The following is a 14,924-nucleotide window of genomic DNA, read 5'->3' as shown; positions in this document are numbered from 1 at the left end:
CGTTTATCCTTTTCTTTTTTATTTTTCTTAAATTGATGTACGGTAATAAAAGGGCATGTCTACCACCTCCTGCCTGTGTGTTTTATCCGGATTTTAAATTCCCATATTTTAACCGTAATGATAACTGCACGTTTTTTCAGAGCTGTGCGGTATTGTTCCGATTTTAAAAGCCGCCCTGCTTTGTGCACCGTAAATATAGTTTTTCAGGCGAAAGTCCGTATTTCCCAGTTCTATCATTCTGATTTCCATGGCTGACATTGTCCGGTAATATTTTTTTTGTTCATTTTGCAGTAAAAACAGCATTTTTAAATATTCTTCATATGACAGCCCTTTCTCATCACTGTATTCCTGGTTCAAATCCACAGACAGCAGTTCCTGTAAGGACAGCTTCCAGTTTTGTCTTGTCTTCACCGGTTCAATGCTGCCGCCCCGGTACAGCTGTTTTAATTCCACAATACTCTCCCCATATGCCCATACACCTAAAATGACATACTGCGCCGCTTTTACTGCCGCCATATTTCCTGTAAATCCGACCAGCGACGTAGCAACTGCATAAGCTTCTGCCTTTTTTTCTGAATCGGTAAGCAGATATGCCATATTCACGCCTTCACGCATTAGGGACAGTTCTGTCATTCCCTGCTGTAAGTTTTCCTCATCAGAGGTTTTTCCGTATAAAATATACTCAAGCATATAATCAAGCTGCTTCTGCGTTTGTGTTTCAAGTGTTTTATCTTCTTTGAGATAGTCTGTATACGATGCAAATTCCATAAACAGATATTCGTTGTATAAAACCTTATTGGAGATACTTTCTGATTTTTTCTGCGCCCCGCGCTGATATAATGTATCTGCAAGATTTTCATAAGCGATTTCTTTATCCGAAACCTGCTGACCCGTTATCCGTTCCACCATTGTGCTCTTTAACTGCTTGAATACATTCCGCACACTTTTTAATCCTTCTGTATTCTGCGGCACATTGATTGCTGAATACTGTGAAACCAGTTCTTCTCCATTCAAATCCGGCAGACATTCTTCCAGATTGTAAAGCACCTCCTCTGCCTGCATACTGTTTTCCTGTGTAAGTTCTTTGGGCAGGCCATGCATCTGCTCTCTGACTGTCTCTATCCCCTCTTTGTCTGCATAGAGTGCATTTTTAACTGCTTCTATATCACACTGCCCGTTCCTGTCATCATTCCTGATAAAAGAATCTATGTCCTGCATCAGCCCATTATATAAATCATCACTGAACTGTTCTTTTTTTTGCTCTGCCTTACTTTTACAAAATTCTGCCTGCTTTTGTACCTTTTCCCGCTGGTTTTCATACACTTCTGTCTGTTCCAGTGCCGCCTGTATTTTTTCCTGTATTTCTTCCAGTTCGTTATTTAATGCGGTCCGGTTTCTTTTATAAAAATCCTGTACATCCTGTGGTTCTTCCTCGTCTGATACTTCCTCATATAGATCGATATCCTCTTTTACATCTGACACATACTGCAGTGCGTTATCCACAGAAATTTGTCCGGTCCGTTCTATTATCCCCAGCACCGCTTCCTCTTGTTCACAAAATGTTTCCTCACATTTTCCGATTTCCTGTGTTATTTCATTAAGGGCTTCCGACTGCTTCTTCTGCTTTTCCAGCTCCTGCTGCTGTAAAATTTTTTCCTGCGGTATATTGTATACACCATACTTCATGTAAGACAGAATTTCCTGATTGATACATTCCCCGCCATCATCCGTCATATAAGTAAATGAATCCAGACTGCCCGCAGTCACACGTGTCCGGCTGCCCGGCTGTACATTTTCCTGTCCCTCTGCGGTCTGTGTATTTTTCTTTAAATACTGTAAAAATACACTTTGTAACTGTTCACTTTCCTGCAGGGCAAAAATATCAAATTCTTCCAGTAATTCACTGGAATACCCTGCAAATACAGCTTCCATGGAAAGCACTGATGCCATTTCCACTCTTACCCGGCCGGCAGACACTGCCGCCGACCGGATACAGGTGCAAATAAGTGTTATGACAAGAAAAACTGAAAGTGCCGCATAAACTGTAATCTGTGCTTTTACTTTTTTGTTCATCCGGTCTGCACTCCTATTTAAATTACCTTTGCCTGCGATGATATCTTTTTTAAGATCGTGTTTACAACGCTTGTAATCTCTTTCTTAAAAATCGCCACAAGGCTCACCAGTACTACGATAATAAGTATGATTTCTACTACTCCCATACCATCTTCCTCTTTTAAAAATGTTTTAAATCCCCGTTTCATAACTGCTCCTTTCCGCCGTTTGGCCTATGTTTATTTTAAAATGTCTGAAAAGACACTATTGCCGGAAACATCAGCATCGCCATTACTGTCATCAGCATAAGAATCATTGGAAACAGGAGTTTTGTCCCTGCTTCTTCACCTTTTTTCTTTGCCAGATTTTTGTGCTGCTCAAATGCCGACTGCGACTCCTGCTCTAAAAGCTTTAAAATATCTGTCGTTCCTTTTTTTACATTTTGGGACAAAAGCGATGCCAGTTTTAAGTATTCTTTTGTATCACACCTCCTTGCAAACCGCTCATATGCGCTTCGTTCCGGGACTCCCGTATTCATCTCTGCACAAGTTCTTACCATTTCTTCATAAACATACCTTTTTCCGCCGCATGGTTTTTTCTGATAATCACCGGCAATTTTTTCCCATGCCCTGCGAATCGTCATTCCCGCTCCTGCAAGCAGCACCAGCTTTGAAATCACTTCGGCATAATCATACGTAAGCTGCTCCTTTCTTCTCTTTTCAGCCTGCATCTTCTGTTCTTTTTTACGAAAGCTTAATAACAGCGGTACAAGCAGCAGTCCGCATAATCCTAAAATGCCGGATTTCTGTACCGGACTGCTCTGATAAGTTACCTTCATGCCATGTATGGTATCCGGCAGTGTAAGCACCTCCTCTTGTGAGTTCTTTTCAAGCTGTGTCAGTACATTTACAATTCCTGTCTGCTTTTGTTCTGCCGTATCATACTGTGCTTCCCATACAACTGCCTCTATCGGATATTCACACCGGTACTCTCCGTATTTTAATATCAGAACTAACCGGACTGTTTCTTTTTGTCCCGGCTCAAATTCTGTATTGTACACGGTTCCATCTGTATCAATAACCGCAGTATCCTCTGAATACCACTCTGCCGTTACCGGATAGTCCTGTGATTCTGTCACAAGTTTTAAATTCTGCCGCACACAGGAAAGACTTTCATTGCCGGAAACCATTTCCTGTAAAATCTGCTCATACACAGTATCAAAAATACCTTCTATCTGCTGTGCATCATACTGTCTGGGTGATACCTCCAGTTCCACCAAAAAAGGCTTTTCCTCTCCTTCTGCAAGCACCTCCAGTTCGATATTGTCTGCACTGTCTGTATAATCCGGTCGTACAATTGTCTGTGTCTGCGACTGCTCTTTCCCGCCTGTCTTTAAAACCGCAATACAGAATATCCCCGCCAGCACTGCCGCATACAGCATATAACCTGACTTTCCGGATTTTACTTCTGTCTTAAACTTATACTTCAATTTCGACAATTTTTCCTGCAATATAATCCGCTCCTATATATACCATAAGAGAAATACTCATCATCAGCACACCTGCCGGATTTCCGTATAGTGGGCAGATAAAATCCCACGCTGTCAGTTTCATATACCCCAGCAGAAAAAACGGAACGGCACTCATGACCTTCTGTTCCATCTTCTTTCCGCTGATGATGGTCTGTATTTCATTATAGGTTTCATTTTTTTCACGAATGGTTTCTGCCGTATGACGGATAATTGCAATTAAATCACCGCCATACCGTTTGGCATACCGGAATACTGCCGCAAAATACTCAATGTCTGCGACTCCGCTTTTTTTAGCGAATTCCTCTAAAACATCTTCGATATTTTCATTTCTCTCCAGACGATTGATAATTCTTTGGAATTCCGTAACGATTTCACTGTTTTCCCCATATAAAAGACGCATTTCCACAATTGCTTCTTTCCACGCATTTTCTATGGAGTACCCTGAATTTAAAGAAAAAGCCACTGACTGCATTCCGTCCTTAAACTGCATTTTCAGCCGCTCCCTGCGCTGTTTATGCAGTTCTTCCGATTTGATTTTTAAACGGAAATGCAAATACGGACACAACACTGCTGCTGCCAGTAAATTGTGATAAAAGATATCAGCTGTTATCAATAACAAACCAATGCCAGACAGGGTAATCTTTAAAAAATCCCTTAAAGAAATGTCATAACGTCTGTAAATCCATGCGGCTGCGGTACTTTTCTTAATATCCGGTAATTCCTGCTGCAGCCATTTTGGCATTGTTTTCCAGCGTTTCCGCCCTTCGTACCAATTTTCCTTCCACTTTTCCATCTTCTCCTTTCCCCTGCTCCTCAAATTCATAAATTGTCCGGAGCGGAATCTCTCCATTCTGTAAATTTAAAACTTCTGCAATCTGCAATACTTTTCTTGATTTATCGCGCATTCTTCCCAGATGTACAATCAAATCAATTGCTGATGCAATCTGCTGTTTAACGGCTGCCGACGGCATATCCATTCCCATAAGCACCATTGTTTCCAGTCTGGAAATCATATCTTTTGCACTGTTACTGTGTCCCGTGGAAAGACTTCCGTCATGACCCGTATTCATTGCCTGAAGCATATCAATTGCCTCTGCCCCGCGGATTTCACCAACAATAATCCTGTCCGGACGCATACGCAGGCTTGCCTTTAACAAATCCCGGATAGTCACTTCGTTTTTCCCCTCTACATTGGCATTTCTTGCTTCCAGCCGCACAAGATTTGCTGCATTTTTAATCTGTAATTCTGCTGAATCTTCTATGGTAATAATGCGTTCATCTTTGGGAATAAAATTAGACAGTGCGTTTAAAAAGGTTGTTTTTCCACACCCTGTACCTCCGCTGATAAAGATATTGTAACCTGCACGCACCGCTTTTTCCAAAAACTGTGCCGCCTCTTTGGTTATTGCTCCCATACCGGTCAGGCATTCTATGGTCAGCGGTGTGTCGTAAAATTTACGAATTGTAATGACCGGCCCGTTTAGCGCAACCGGCGGCAGTACAATACTCACTCTTGAACCGTCCTCCAGATGGGTGTCCAGTATCGGAACAGATTCGTTTACCAGTCTGTTTGACACTGCCGCAATCCGCTGTGCCACATCACTTAACCGCGCCTTATTTTCAAAATGCTTACTGCACCGTTCCAGTCTGCCACACCGTTCCAGAAAAATATCCTGCGTTCCGTTGACCATAATCTCTGTAATGGAATCGTCTTCCAAAAGTTCCTGTAATACATCCAGTCCACGGATTGCGGCAAATATTTCTCGGTGGATACTTTCCCGCTCCTCAAGCGCAAGCTGTATATCCTGTTTCTGTCTGATCTTCTCATCAATTATCTGTCCGAGCCGTTCATCGGAAATTTCTTCTCCGCAGTCTAACTGTTCATAAATTTCACTTCTGATTCCATCTGTTGTTTTACGGATTTTTTGCTGCCTGTCCTGTAAATAATGTCCTAACAAATCCATTCATTTCTTCTCCCTCCCTGCTTCCAATGTACGCCGCATTAAATTGCAGATTATTCTGCGGCAGTTCCACTTTTTCAATCCGGTTCCACAAATGCTCCATTCCTGCCATCAGCAGATACTTTTCAAATGCCTGCACCTTTCTGACCGAAATATAATCCTGCCGGACCGGCATATAGACCCTGCTGCACGCAAAAATCATTTTCCACTGTGATGCGACCGCAGACGAAATTTCCAGAACAACTTTCTGATAGCCGCACTCCTTTGCAATTTTCAAGAAAAATTCCGTCAGTTCCTGTGTCTGCATACTGCTGATATCCTGCGCAAATTCCACCGGCGCAATATAATCAAAACCCGGCAGACTCACAATCATCTGTTTCATCTGTTCTGTCACTTCCGCACCCGCGTTTCTGTAGTAATATATCATATCTGATAAGTTTTCCCTGTCCTGTGCGGCAAGCACTTCTTCAAGCCCTGAAAATGCTTCCAGATTACAATACAGTGTTCTGCCGCTTTCTGCCATTACCTGTGTCAGACTCAATGCAAATGCACTCCGCAAAGGTTCATAGACCGGAGAATATACGCCTATCAGTTCAACATCTTCCTGCTTTTGTTCTTTTCCGCCCAAAAACTGGATAATTTCCCTTAAAATTGAATCCGCCGGCTGGTATTTGTATATTTCCCGCACTTCTGCGGTATTTCCGGATTTATTTTCCCCTGCTGTCTTTTGTTCTTCTGTCAGCACCAGCATTTTTTTTGCTTGTTTTTCACACGGCTTTTCTGCGCCGTATTCACAGCACGTTTCACTGACAACCATCATATCTGCCGTATGATGCTCCAGATAAATCTCCATTTCATCTGCACGGGTAAATAACTGAACGCCAAACGGCAGATTTTTGTGTCTGCTGATGGCACACATCAGCCGCTTTCCATACTGCTCATCCGTATCAAAAATAATACAATTTTCCTGCACACCTACCTTCTCCTTTCCGCTATTTCTCTGCTTCCTTATCTTTTTACTCCGTTGTCTTTTCTCACCCCGCCTTTTACTCCTCTGTTTTTCCCTGCTGTCTTGTGCCCCTCTGACTTTTTGTAACTGTGTTATTAAAACATAAGCCACCCCGTTACCAGTTCCGCCACAAAAACTGCTGCTCCAAAATGCATAACATGCAGACGGACTGATGTACAATTCATCACATTCATTTCACGTTTTTTAAGCTTTCCACTTAAAATCCCTGCAAGCCCCATGCCGGATGCGATTAAAAATGCAAGCACCGTAATCTTCCAGACCGGTCTGCCCCATATAAATCCTGTCACGGCAAGGAGTTTTACATCCCCTGCTCCGATACCTCCAATCAGATAAACCATATACAATACACCCAATATACTAAATCCCGCTGTCAGTTGTTCTGCACACACACCTCCCATCATCCACTCATACGCCATACATCCTGCTGCCCCGAGTAACCCCACTAAAATCTGCCGGTTGCCGATTTTAAAATTCCGCAGATCCTGAACCATGGCGCAAAACGCCAGTAACAATGCCATACCTGCACGGATTTCCGGTAAATACGAAACCATCCAGTTCCTCCTTAAAAATTTTTCCTTTTTTTGTATATTCAGACGGCTGTCTGTCTATACTGAAAATATAATATAGTCGTCGATTATATTTGCAAATCATTCTATTAACGAACTATAAAGTGAGGGATTCTTAGTGAAATTATTAAAAAAGAATAATAAGCCTGTCACGCAGGAAAACCAGTACCTCTTGCAGGAAATCGCCCTGACAAAGAGAGCTTTAAGCGCCGCTTATTCAAACTTTGACAACGCTACCGACCCGGATCTGATTGACTGCTATATCTATCAGGTCAACTCCGAACAGAAGCGTTATAAATATCTTCTGCAAAAAGCAAAAGAATATGAAAAATCATCTGCAAAGGCTGTTCATATCGCAGATGTATGATGTATTGTATGCGTATAATACACCTTTTAAATCTATTTGTCAATACTTATTCTTATATTTTCAGAGTATATTATAATAAAAGCAAAAAAACGGATAAAATGAATGATTTTCGTGATACGCTCACAAAAAACACTGCATTTTATCCGTCTGTGTTATTCTGTCGTTTCTTCTTTTTCCAAAAGCTCCAGCGCTTCTTTTTCATCGGTTTCCTTCCGGGAAATCTTTTTTCTTGGCTTTCCGTAAAAATAAAGGCTGCAAAGTCCCGCAAGCAGGCCGCCCGCAAGCGGTGCCACAAGAAATACCCAGACCTGTGAAAGAGCCTTTACATCACCAAAAACTGCCTTTACAAAGGCTGTACCAAAGCTTTTTGCCGGATTGATTCCTGCGCCTGTAAGTACCAGTCCAAACAGTTCTGCCATGCAAAATGCCATACCGGCTACCAGCCCTGCCACATTTTTGTACGCTGTTTTCGCCGTCACACAGAGAAATGCCAGCACAAAGACAAATGTCAAGAGCAGCTCCGTAACAAATGCACCCCAGACATTAATTTTTAAGAAAGCCGATGTATCTGCATAACCATTTGTGCCAAGTCCGACCAAATCATATCCATAGGACTGATACTGGGATATTACCTGTGTGTCAAATGACTTTGACAATCCATACAGGGCAAATGCCGCTGCAAGTGCGCCAAACACCTGTGATACCACATAACCCATAAAATCCACGACACTGAGCCTTCCGGCAATCAGCATGCCCGCCGACACTGCCGGATTACAATGTGCTCCCGATACCGTGCCAAAAACGTATAACAGCACCGCCACCGTAAAACCGGCTGTCAGCGCAATGCCGACAACACCGAGATACCCCGCATATCCACCCGTGAATGAGACTGCCCCGCATACCATAAATGTCAGGATAAATGTGCCGAGAAATTCTGCCAGATATTTTTTCATTTTCCTGTAATCCTCCATTTTTTATTTTTAACTCATCAGGCGTGCCAGAAAAACACTTGCTGCAATTCCCGCTGCTGTCGATACAAGTGCTCCCGCAAGCGTCCACCGCGTCTTTCGCACCTTTGCCGCCAGAAAATAGACCGACATTGTATAAAATATCGTTTCTGTACAGCTCATCATAATGGATGTAATCAGTCCTATGTAAGAATCCGTTCCATATTCCCGGAACAAATCCAGTGATAACCCCGTTGCCGCCGAAGAACTGAACATTCTGACGATAATCAGAGGAATCATCTGTGAGGGAATCCCAAACGGGTCTGTCAGTATTCCGATCTTTGCGGAAATCCACGCAAGGAAACCGGATGCCCGCAAAATTCCAACTGCCATCATCAGTCCAATCAGTGTCGGAAGAATGGACACCACCGTTTTCATGCCGTCTTTTGCACCTTCAACAAATACATCATAGACATCCGTCTGATGTATGATTCCGTCCACAACCACATAAAAAATAATGAGTGGAATAATAAATGCGGATACTGCAACGATAAATCCCATGAAACCACCGTCATTTTGTACATTATTATAAATATATGACGTCAGTACAAATGTTATGCCGATTTTCCTGCCATCATCTTACAAAATACAATCGCAGCCAATGTACTGACTGTGGTCGCAAGAATTGCCGGTGCTACAATTGCCGTCGGATTCACACTGCCGTACTGGCTGCGGTATGCAATAATATTGACCGGAATCAGCTGAATCGAAGAAATATTAATTACAAGAAAGGTACACATATCTGTGCTGGCGCGGCTGTTTTCCACGTTTAACTCTGAAAGCGCTTTCATTGCACGCAGTCCCGCCGGTGTCGCCGCCCAGCCAAGCCCTAAAAAATTGGCGATGACATTGGTGGTAATATGCTGCATCGCATCGTGGTCTTTTGGTACACCCGGAAACAGCCACTGCATCAATGGCAGAATCGCTTTGGTACATTTATCAATCAGTCCTGAGCGATTGGCAATTTCCATAAGCCCCGTCCAAAGAGACATCACACCAAGCATGGTAATGCACAACGTAACCGCTTCTTTTGCCGAATCGAGCGCTCCGTCCGATACAGCTGTCATATTGCCGGTAAAAGCGCCGTATACAATTCCGATTACAATCATTGCCGCCCACAAATAATTTAACATGCTGCTCCATTTCCACATGAAATCATGAAATATACTAAATTCATCTTCAATATATGCGTAAATTTTCTGCCGCATGTCTGTTATCCGTTTATCTTTTGGTGTGTTCTTCTTTAAATTTTAAAATCATTTCTCTTGTCAGGCTGATGCCGTCATCTTCGAGTTCAAGGTCATCTGCATGGGCCCATTTCCCGACAGACAGCTCATCTTCCTGCAAGCTGATTGTATCGTCACCGTCCAGTTCGCAAAAAAATCCCGCAAGCAGCGAACCGCTTAACGCCCACGGCTGGCTCTTGTAATACCGGATATTTTTTACGTGAAGCCCTACTTCTTCCATGACTTCCCGCTCTACGGTCTGTTCCAGCGTTTCTCCGATTTCCGTAAATCCGGCAACCAGCGCATAATTTTTATATGTTCTTCCCGCATATTTGGTGAGCAATATTCTGTCCCCGTCTGTCACGCCGATAATCACCGCCGGACAAATTTTCGGGAACACCATATTGTTGCAGCACATGCATCGCACCATGCGTTCCTTTTTATCGTGTACCATCGGTTTTCCGCATCTGCCGCAGAAACGGTTGTCACGGTACCAGCCATATAAATGATATGCCGTAATCGCTGCAAATGCCCTGTATTTCGGTACGGCACTGCGGAAGATATTGACACCTAAAAAATCATAGCCGTCTAATTCGCTTTGATATTCCTCATGCACTTTCGCATCGGAAAGCTCTCCCTGAAAGCTGCCCTCCAGCACTTCTCCTTTGCGCATTGCCAGAAAATACTGGATTTCATCGACAGACAATACATAAATAAACGTGTATTTTGCCGCATCTGTCTGTGTGCAGAATTCTTCGTAATCAGGATAATAAATTTTTTCATCCTGCCATTTTGCAAGCACACTGGAGCCCTCAAATAAAAGAATAATATCGCTTTTCTGCGGTGTCAGCCACCTGAACTGATTGTCCAGATGGCGTGGTAAAATATCCTGAATCATCGGTATTGTCCTCTCTTTATTTAGAAGTAAACCAGTTCGTCTTCCGGTGCTTCTGCCGGTTCTACCTTCTGCACATAAAGAACCGGACCTTTTTTCTTATATGCCATCTGGAACTCATATGCAATCTGTGCCGTTACCGTAATCCACTGTCTATTTTCAAGAGAAGATATTTTATCGTAAAAACTGATATAACCGATAAAGGAAGTATCCTCTGCACAACAGGTCATGACCTTTCTGCCCGGTACAAAATTTTTGTCTTTAAAATATTTATTTTTTAAAACCTGCCCCTTAAAGCGTACGGTTTTACCCTTATACACTTCAGGGCGCTCGGAAACGTCCATGTACCAGATGCCGTAATCGCAGTCATCGACCTCAATCACATTTGCATTGACATCATACGGAAGCTGCTCTGCAATGGACATCATATCGCCGTTTTTGTCTTCAAAGACTATCTGTACGTATGAATTTAACGCTTTCATGCTTCTTCTGTAGCTGCCAAGATCCATGCCGCTGCTGCAGCGGTTAAAAATAACCATATCTACATTTTTAACCATTTCAGCCATGATGGATTTCATATTTGCCCACTGTACACCGAAGGTTTCTGCATTCACCAGTGTAATGGACTGATAAATCTGCCAGCCAAACGGCTTTGCAGTTCCCATTAAAAGTGCCGGGTCCCACATGCCGTTGTACTCGACAATAACAATCCATGGGTCATACTGCTTATCCAGTTCTTTTAACTTTTCTTCGGTTAAATCTTCTTTTTCAAGTACAACCATGCTCACACCGTTATCTTTGAGCATTTTTTCATCGTACTCCTCCTCGCCTTCTTCGCATACAATGAGCAGCTTATTTTTTGCTTCCGCAAACTGTCCCATCTCAATTGTTTCTGTTATAAAACGAGTCTTTCCGCTGTCTAACTGTCCGTTAATAAAAAATATCGGAATCTGGTATTCTTCTTCTGCCATATGTCCTTCCTTTCAACTCCTGTCCCTGTGAATTGCCGCAGAGCTTAGGCGATTTCAAATAATGTTTTTAACGCATCTTCTTTTAATTCAGCACCGATGACGCAGATTCTTCCTGTGAAATCTGCCTTGCCGTCACGGATTTCGTATTCTCCCGGTACTAAATCAAAATACATCCATGTGCCGTCCGTGCAAGGAAGCATACCCTTTGAACGCAGAATCTTACCATATTCTTCTGTTTCAGCCAGCTTCTTTAAAATACCTTCAAGTGTTGCTTTATCATATTTATTCGGTGTTTCCGTACCCCAGCTTGAGAATACGTCATCTGCATGATGATGTCCTTCATGGTGATGGTCATGTCCGCAGCCACATTCGCCATCATGGTCGTGATGATGATGTTCATGTTCCTCGTGGTCATGGTCATGTCCGCAGCCACATTCCTCGTCATGTCCGTGATGGTGATGTTCGTGTTCGTCCTCATCGTGGTCATGATGGTGGTCGTGTTCGTCCTCATCGTGATGATGACCACAGCAGCACTCCTCGCCGTCATGATGGTGATGATGCTCGTGTTCATGTTCTTCATGCGCTTTTTCAGCTGCTTCTGCAAGCATTTCCAGTTCGAGGTTCGTTACGTTTTCCATGGCACCTAAAATCTGTGTACCCTCTAAGTCATCCCAAGGTGTCGTAATAATATGTGCATTGGCATTGACTGTACGAATCAGTTCAATAGCCTTCTTTAACTTGTCTTCGCTGACATTCTGTGTACGGCTTAAAATGATTGTGCCTGCATGTTCAATCTGGTTGTTGAAGAATTCACCGAAGTTCTTCATGTATACTTTTACTTTAGAAGCATCTGCTACAGTTGATGCACTGTTTAAGCGGATTTCATTTTCGATATGAAGGTCCTTTACTGCCTTAATGACATCGGAGAGCTTGCCGACACCTGACGGCTCGATGATGATTCTGTCCGGATGGTACTTGTCAACAACTTCCTTTAAAGATGTACCGAAGTCGCCTACCAGTGAACAGCAGATACAGCCGGAATTCATTTCCCTGATTTCCACGCCGGAATCCTTTAAAAATCCACCGTCAATACCGATTTCGCCAAATTCGTTTTCTATCAGAACGACCTGCTCGTCCTTTAATGCTTCTTTTAATAATTTACTGATTAAAGTGGTTTTTCCTGCACCTAAAAATCCTGAAATAATATCTACCTTTGTCATGATTATCTTCCTTTCTGCCTTTACGGCAAGTTCTAATCTTTTCCTTATCTTTTATTATACCAATGCTGTCAACTCCCCTGTTCCTGCCGATAAATATAAAATTCTTATTAAATATAGTCCGAAATATACGGAATCTTGTGAAACAATACATCATCTAAATGTTCTGCAGCTTCCTCCGTGCCTTCTATCCGCTCCATTTCATACAGACGTTCTGCGGTCTTGTATCCTAAAAGCAGGGTTGTGAGTGTCGCAATGCTCATTTTTAAGGTATAATCTGCGGGTTCTTTTGTAATTTTACAGTGTCCGTCCTCAAACAGCACCGTCACCGTCTTATTATTCCATGAAAGCAGTTCATCATGCAGTTCAAACGCAATCCGCACCGGTTTTTCGTCCGGGTCGCACGGATAATTTTCAAAGAACTGCTCCACATCGACGATTCTGCCCATGCAGTACGGACGAATCATTTCGCGGATATCGCCGTCATCCATTTCAAAGGCTATCGGCTCGCTAAAATAGGTGTTTCCGCGGACTTCGTCAATCATGGATTCATGCGCACGGATATACTCCCACAAGCCTTGCTGTGCCTCACGGTTTAAATAAATCATTTCTTTTATGTGCATAATGTCGGACTTGATCAGATAAACCATGTAACCGCACGGCTTATCCGCTTCATTGTAATAGACTGCCACATTGGTGTCATCCTCGTCCCAGCGCCAGTATTCTTCCCATGCCAGCGCATTGCGGAACAGACAGCCGTGTGTCACGGATGCAAAAGTCGAATGAAGATTCATAAAATCGGCATTTTCCCAGTCCACGCGGCGCACATACCCCGGCGCAGTCGCTTTCGCCGGTATCTGGCGGTCTTTGACCGTATAGGAGATTTTATTGGATACGATTTCCCAGCCAAGCTTGTGATACAGCGGAATGGAATACGGATACAACAGTGCAAACGACTGGCCCTTATGCCGCATATTGGTCAGGCTCTTTACCATGAGTTTTTTCATAATGCCGTGTCCCGAATACTCCGGATAGGTGCAGACACTTGTTACAAATCCGATCTGAAAAACCGTGTCGTAAATATTCATTTTGAGCGGATAAACCGCAAACTGCGAAATGAGTGTCTTTCCGTCAAAACAGCCCAGCACGTCCGCACGGTCTAAGACCGGGAACTTGGACTGTTTAATCTCATCGTCCCGCCAGCCGGTTTCTGCCAGTTCCTGTTCTGTCACCTGAAAAGCGTACCGGAGCAGCGCATTATACTGGTTGACATCATCCGTTTCCGTTTTTAACGTTCGTATTTCGTATTTTGTTTTCCTAGCCATTTTATCCATACCCTTTTCTTCATTTTCATAGTAAAAGCCTATGATGCAAAACACCACAGGCTGTTATCATACCCTATATTACATTTTAAATCTATATCCGACACCCCAGATGGTTTCAATATACTGCGGCTTTGACGTATCATACTCAATCTTTTCACGAATCTTTTTGATATGCACGGTAACGGTTGCAATATCACCGATAGAATCCATATCCCAGATTTCTTTAAACAGTTCGTCCTTTGTAAATACGTGGTTTGGGTGCTCTGCAAGGAATGTCAGCAGATCAAATTCCTTCGTCGTAAAAACTTTTTCCTCGCCGTTGACAAAAACACGTCTTGCCGTCTTGTCAATCTTAATGCCGCGGATTTCAATCACATCATTTTCCTGCTTTGCACTGCTGACCAAGCGCTCATATCTTGCCAGATGTGCTTTTACTCTTGCCACCAGTTCGCTCGGACTGAACGGCTTTGTCATATAATCATCTGCGCCGACACCCAGTCCGCGGATTTTATCAATGTCTTCTTTCTTTGCCGATACCATGATAATCGGTGTGTTTTTGACTTCACGGACCTGACGGCAGATTTCATAACCGTCCGTTCCCGGCAGCATGACATCTAAAATCATAATATCAAAATCTTCATTTAAAGCGGTTGCCAGTCCCTGTGTACCGTCTGACTTAATGACAACTTCAAAATCACTTAATTCCAGATAATCTTTTTCAATTTCTGCAATGGCTTCTTCATCTTCTACTATTAATACTCTGCTCATACCCCAAT

The 14,924-nt window shown here is 43.0% G+C and carries 16 protein-coding genes; 1 reads left to right on the top strand and 15 read right to left on the bottom strand.

Going from position 1 to position 14,924, the window contains the following annotated elements; translation table 11 throughout:
• Positions 1–108: 108 nt before the first annotated feature.
• The 7 genes from WMO37_RS11055 to WMO37_RS11025 form a co-directional block, all read right to left on the bottom strand.
• Positions 109–2,073 carry a DUF5702 domain-containing protein gene (locus WMO37_RS11055; RefSeq protein ID WP_349155045.1) on the bottom strand — a complete coding sequence of 655 codons (1,965 nt, stop codon included), beginning with the start codon at positions 2,071–2,073 and terminating at the stop codon, positions 109–111.
• A gap of 17 nt (positions 2,074–2,090) precedes the next feature.
• Entirely contained in the window at positions 2,091–2,261 is a 171-nt protein-coding gene (locus tag WMO37_RS11050) for a Flp1 family type IVb pilin (protein WP_022432364.1), read from the bottom strand.
• A 35-nt stretch (positions 2,262–2,296) separates the two neighbouring features.
• Positions 2,297–3,550, bottom strand: coding sequence for a hypothetical protein (locus tag WMO37_RS11045; protein WP_349155044.1), 1,254 nt, complete (start codon positions 3,548–3,550; stop codon positions 2,297–2,299).
• A complete protein-coding gene (locus tag WMO37_RS11040; RefSeq protein WP_349155043.1) occupies positions 3,531–4,325 on the bottom strand; it encodes a type II secretion system F family protein in 795 nt (264 codons plus the stop codon). Before WMO37_RS11040 ends, WMO37_RS11045 begins: the two co-directional genes overlap by 20 nt.
• Positions 4,288–5,547: a TadA family conjugal transfer-associated ATPase gene (locus WMO37_RS11035; RefSeq protein ID WP_349155042.1), complete on the bottom strand. Its 1,260-nt coding sequence runs from the start codon at positions 5,545–5,547 to the stop codon at positions 4,288–4,290. The genes WMO37_RS11040 and WMO37_RS11035 overlap by 38 nt, the downstream gene beginning before the upstream one ends.
• On the bottom strand, positions 5,498–6,517 hold the full coding sequence (locus WMO37_RS11030) for a P-loop NTPase family protein (protein ID WP_349155041.1): 1,020 nt from the start codon (positions 6,515–6,517) through the stop codon (positions 5,498–5,500). The genes WMO37_RS11035 and WMO37_RS11030 overlap by 50 nt, the downstream gene beginning before the upstream one ends.
• A gap of 131 nt (positions 6,518–6,648) precedes the next feature.
• Positions 6,649–7,125 carry a prepilin peptidase gene (locus tag WMO37_RS11025; protein ID WP_349155040.1) on the bottom strand — a complete coding sequence of 159 codons (477 nt, stop codon included), beginning with the start codon at positions 7,123–7,125 and terminating at the stop codon, positions 6,649–6,651.
• Between the two features lie 133 nt (positions 7,126–7,258).
• Here WMO37_RS11025 and WMO37_RS11020 point away from each other — a divergent pair, with 133 nt between their 5' ends.
• On the top strand, positions 7,259–7,507 hold the full coding sequence (locus WMO37_RS11020; RefSeq protein WP_349155039.1) for a YaaL family protein: 249 nt from the start codon (positions 7,259–7,261) through the stop codon (positions 7,505–7,507).
• Between the two features lie 152 nt (positions 7,508–7,659).
• On the opposite strand, the gene WMO37_RS11015 is transcribed toward WMO37_RS11020, so the two are convergent.
• The 8 genes from WMO37_RS11015 to WMO37_RS10980 form a co-directional block, all read right to left on the bottom strand.
• Positions 7,660–8,460 carry an MIP/aquaporin family protein gene (locus WMO37_RS11015; protein WP_349155038.1) on the bottom strand — a complete coding sequence of 267 codons (801 nt, stop codon included), beginning with the start codon at positions 8,458–8,460 and terminating at the stop codon, positions 7,660–7,662.
• Between the two features lie 27 nt (positions 8,461–8,487).
• Complete coding sequence (locus tag WMO37_RS11010) at positions 8,488–9,015, bottom strand: spore maturation protein (protein ID WP_349155037.1); 528 nt, start codon at positions 9,013–9,015, stop codon at positions 8,488–8,490.
• Positions 9,016–9,068: 53 nt separating this feature from the next.
• On the bottom strand, positions 9,069–9,647 hold the full coding sequence (locus WMO37_RS11005) for a nucleoside recognition domain-containing protein (RefSeq protein WP_349155053.1): 579 nt from the start codon (positions 9,645–9,647) through the stop codon (positions 9,069–9,071).
• A gap of 88 nt (positions 9,648–9,735) precedes the next feature.
• Positions 9,736–10,638, bottom strand: a complete 903-nt coding sequence (gene nudC, locus WMO37_RS11000) for an NAD(+) diphosphatase (RefSeq protein WP_349155036.1) — start codon at positions 10,636–10,638, stop codon at positions 9,736–9,738.
• Positions 10,639–10,658: 20 nt separating this feature from the next.
• The gene (locus tag WMO37_RS10995) at positions 10,659–11,606 is read right to left on the bottom strand and encodes a TIGR03943 family putative permease subunit (RefSeq protein ID WP_349155035.1); all 948 of its coding nucleotides are present in this window, start codon (positions 11,604–11,606) and stop codon (positions 10,659–10,661) included.
• A gap of 44 nt (positions 11,607–11,650) precedes the next feature.
• On the bottom strand, positions 11,651–12,826 hold the full coding sequence (locus WMO37_RS10990) for a CobW family GTP-binding protein (RefSeq protein WP_349155034.1): 1,176 nt from the start codon (positions 12,824–12,826) through the stop codon (positions 11,651–11,653).
• A gap of 107 nt (positions 12,827–12,933) precedes the next feature.
• Positions 12,934–14,157 (bottom strand): GNAT family N-acetyltransferase, encoded by a 1,224-nt coding sequence (locus WMO37_RS10985; protein ID WP_349155033.1) that lies wholly within the window; start codon positions 14,155–14,157, stop codon positions 12,934–12,936.
• 69 nt (positions 14,158–14,226) lie between these two features.
• Positions 14,227–14,916 carry a response regulator transcription factor gene (locus WMO37_RS10980; protein ID WP_022432378.1) on the bottom strand — a complete coding sequence of 230 codons (690 nt, stop codon included), beginning with the start codon at positions 14,914–14,916 and terminating at the stop codon, positions 14,227–14,229.
• Positions 14,917–14,924: the final 8 nt, after the last annotated feature.

The sequence above is a fragment of the Lachnospira intestinalis genome (assembly GCF_040095895.1).
Lineage (GTDB): Bacteria > Bacillota > Clostridia > Lachnospirales > Lachnospiraceae > Lachnospira > Lachnospira intestinalis.
The sequence above is the reverse complement of the archived record's forward strand: the minus strand, read 5'-3'. Positions and strand labels throughout refer to the sequence as shown.

Coding starts and splice junctions, on each gene's coding strand:
- WMO37_RS11050 (WP_022432364.1), bottom strand. CDS start 2,261: ATGAAACGGGGATTTAAAACATTTTTAAAAGAGGAAGATGGTATGGGA.
- WMO37_RS11015 (WP_349155038.1), bottom strand. CDS start 8,460: ATGAAAAAATATCTGGCAGAATTTCTCGGCACATTTATCCTGACATTT.
- WMO37_RS11035 (WP_349155042.1), bottom strand. CDS start 5,547: ATGGATTTGTTAGGACATTATTTACAGGACAGGCAGCAAAAAATCCGT.
- WMO37_RS11005 (WP_349155053.1), bottom strand. CDS start 9,647: ATGTTAAATTATTTGTGGGCGGCAATGATTGTAATCGGAATTGTATAC.
- WMO37_RS10995 (WP_349155035.1), bottom strand. CDS start 11,606: ATGGCAGAAGAAGAATACCAGATTCCGATATTTTTTATTAACGGACAG.
- WMO37_RS10990 (WP_349155034.1), bottom strand. CDS start 12,826: ATGACAAAGGTAGATATTATTTCAGGATTTTTAGGTGCAGGAAAAACC.
- nudC (WP_349155036.1), bottom strand. CDS start 10,638: ATGATTCAGGATATTTTACCACGCCATCTGGACAATCAGTTCAGGTGG.
- WMO37_RS10985 (WP_349155033.1), bottom strand. CDS start 14,157: ATGGATAAAATGGCTAGGAAAACAAAATACGAAATACGAACGTTAAAA.
- WMO37_RS11010 (WP_349155037.1), bottom strand. CDS start 9,015: ATGGGATTTATCGTTGCAGTATCCGCATTTATTATTCCACTCATTATT.
- WMO37_RS10980 (WP_022432378.1), bottom strand. CDS start 14,916: ATGAGCAGAGTATTAATAGTAGAAGATGAAGAAGCCATTGCAGAAATT.
- WMO37_RS11055 (WP_349155045.1), bottom strand. CDS start 2,073: ATGAACAAAAAAGTAAAAGCACAGATTACAGTTTATGCGGCACTTTCA.
- WMO37_RS11040 (WP_349155043.1), bottom strand. CDS start 4,325: ATGCCAAAATGGCTGCAGCAGGAATTACCGGATATTAAGAAAAGTACC.
- WMO37_RS11025 (WP_349155040.1), bottom strand. CDS start 7,125: ATGGTTTCGTATTTACCGGAAATCCGTGCAGGTATGGCATTGTTACTG.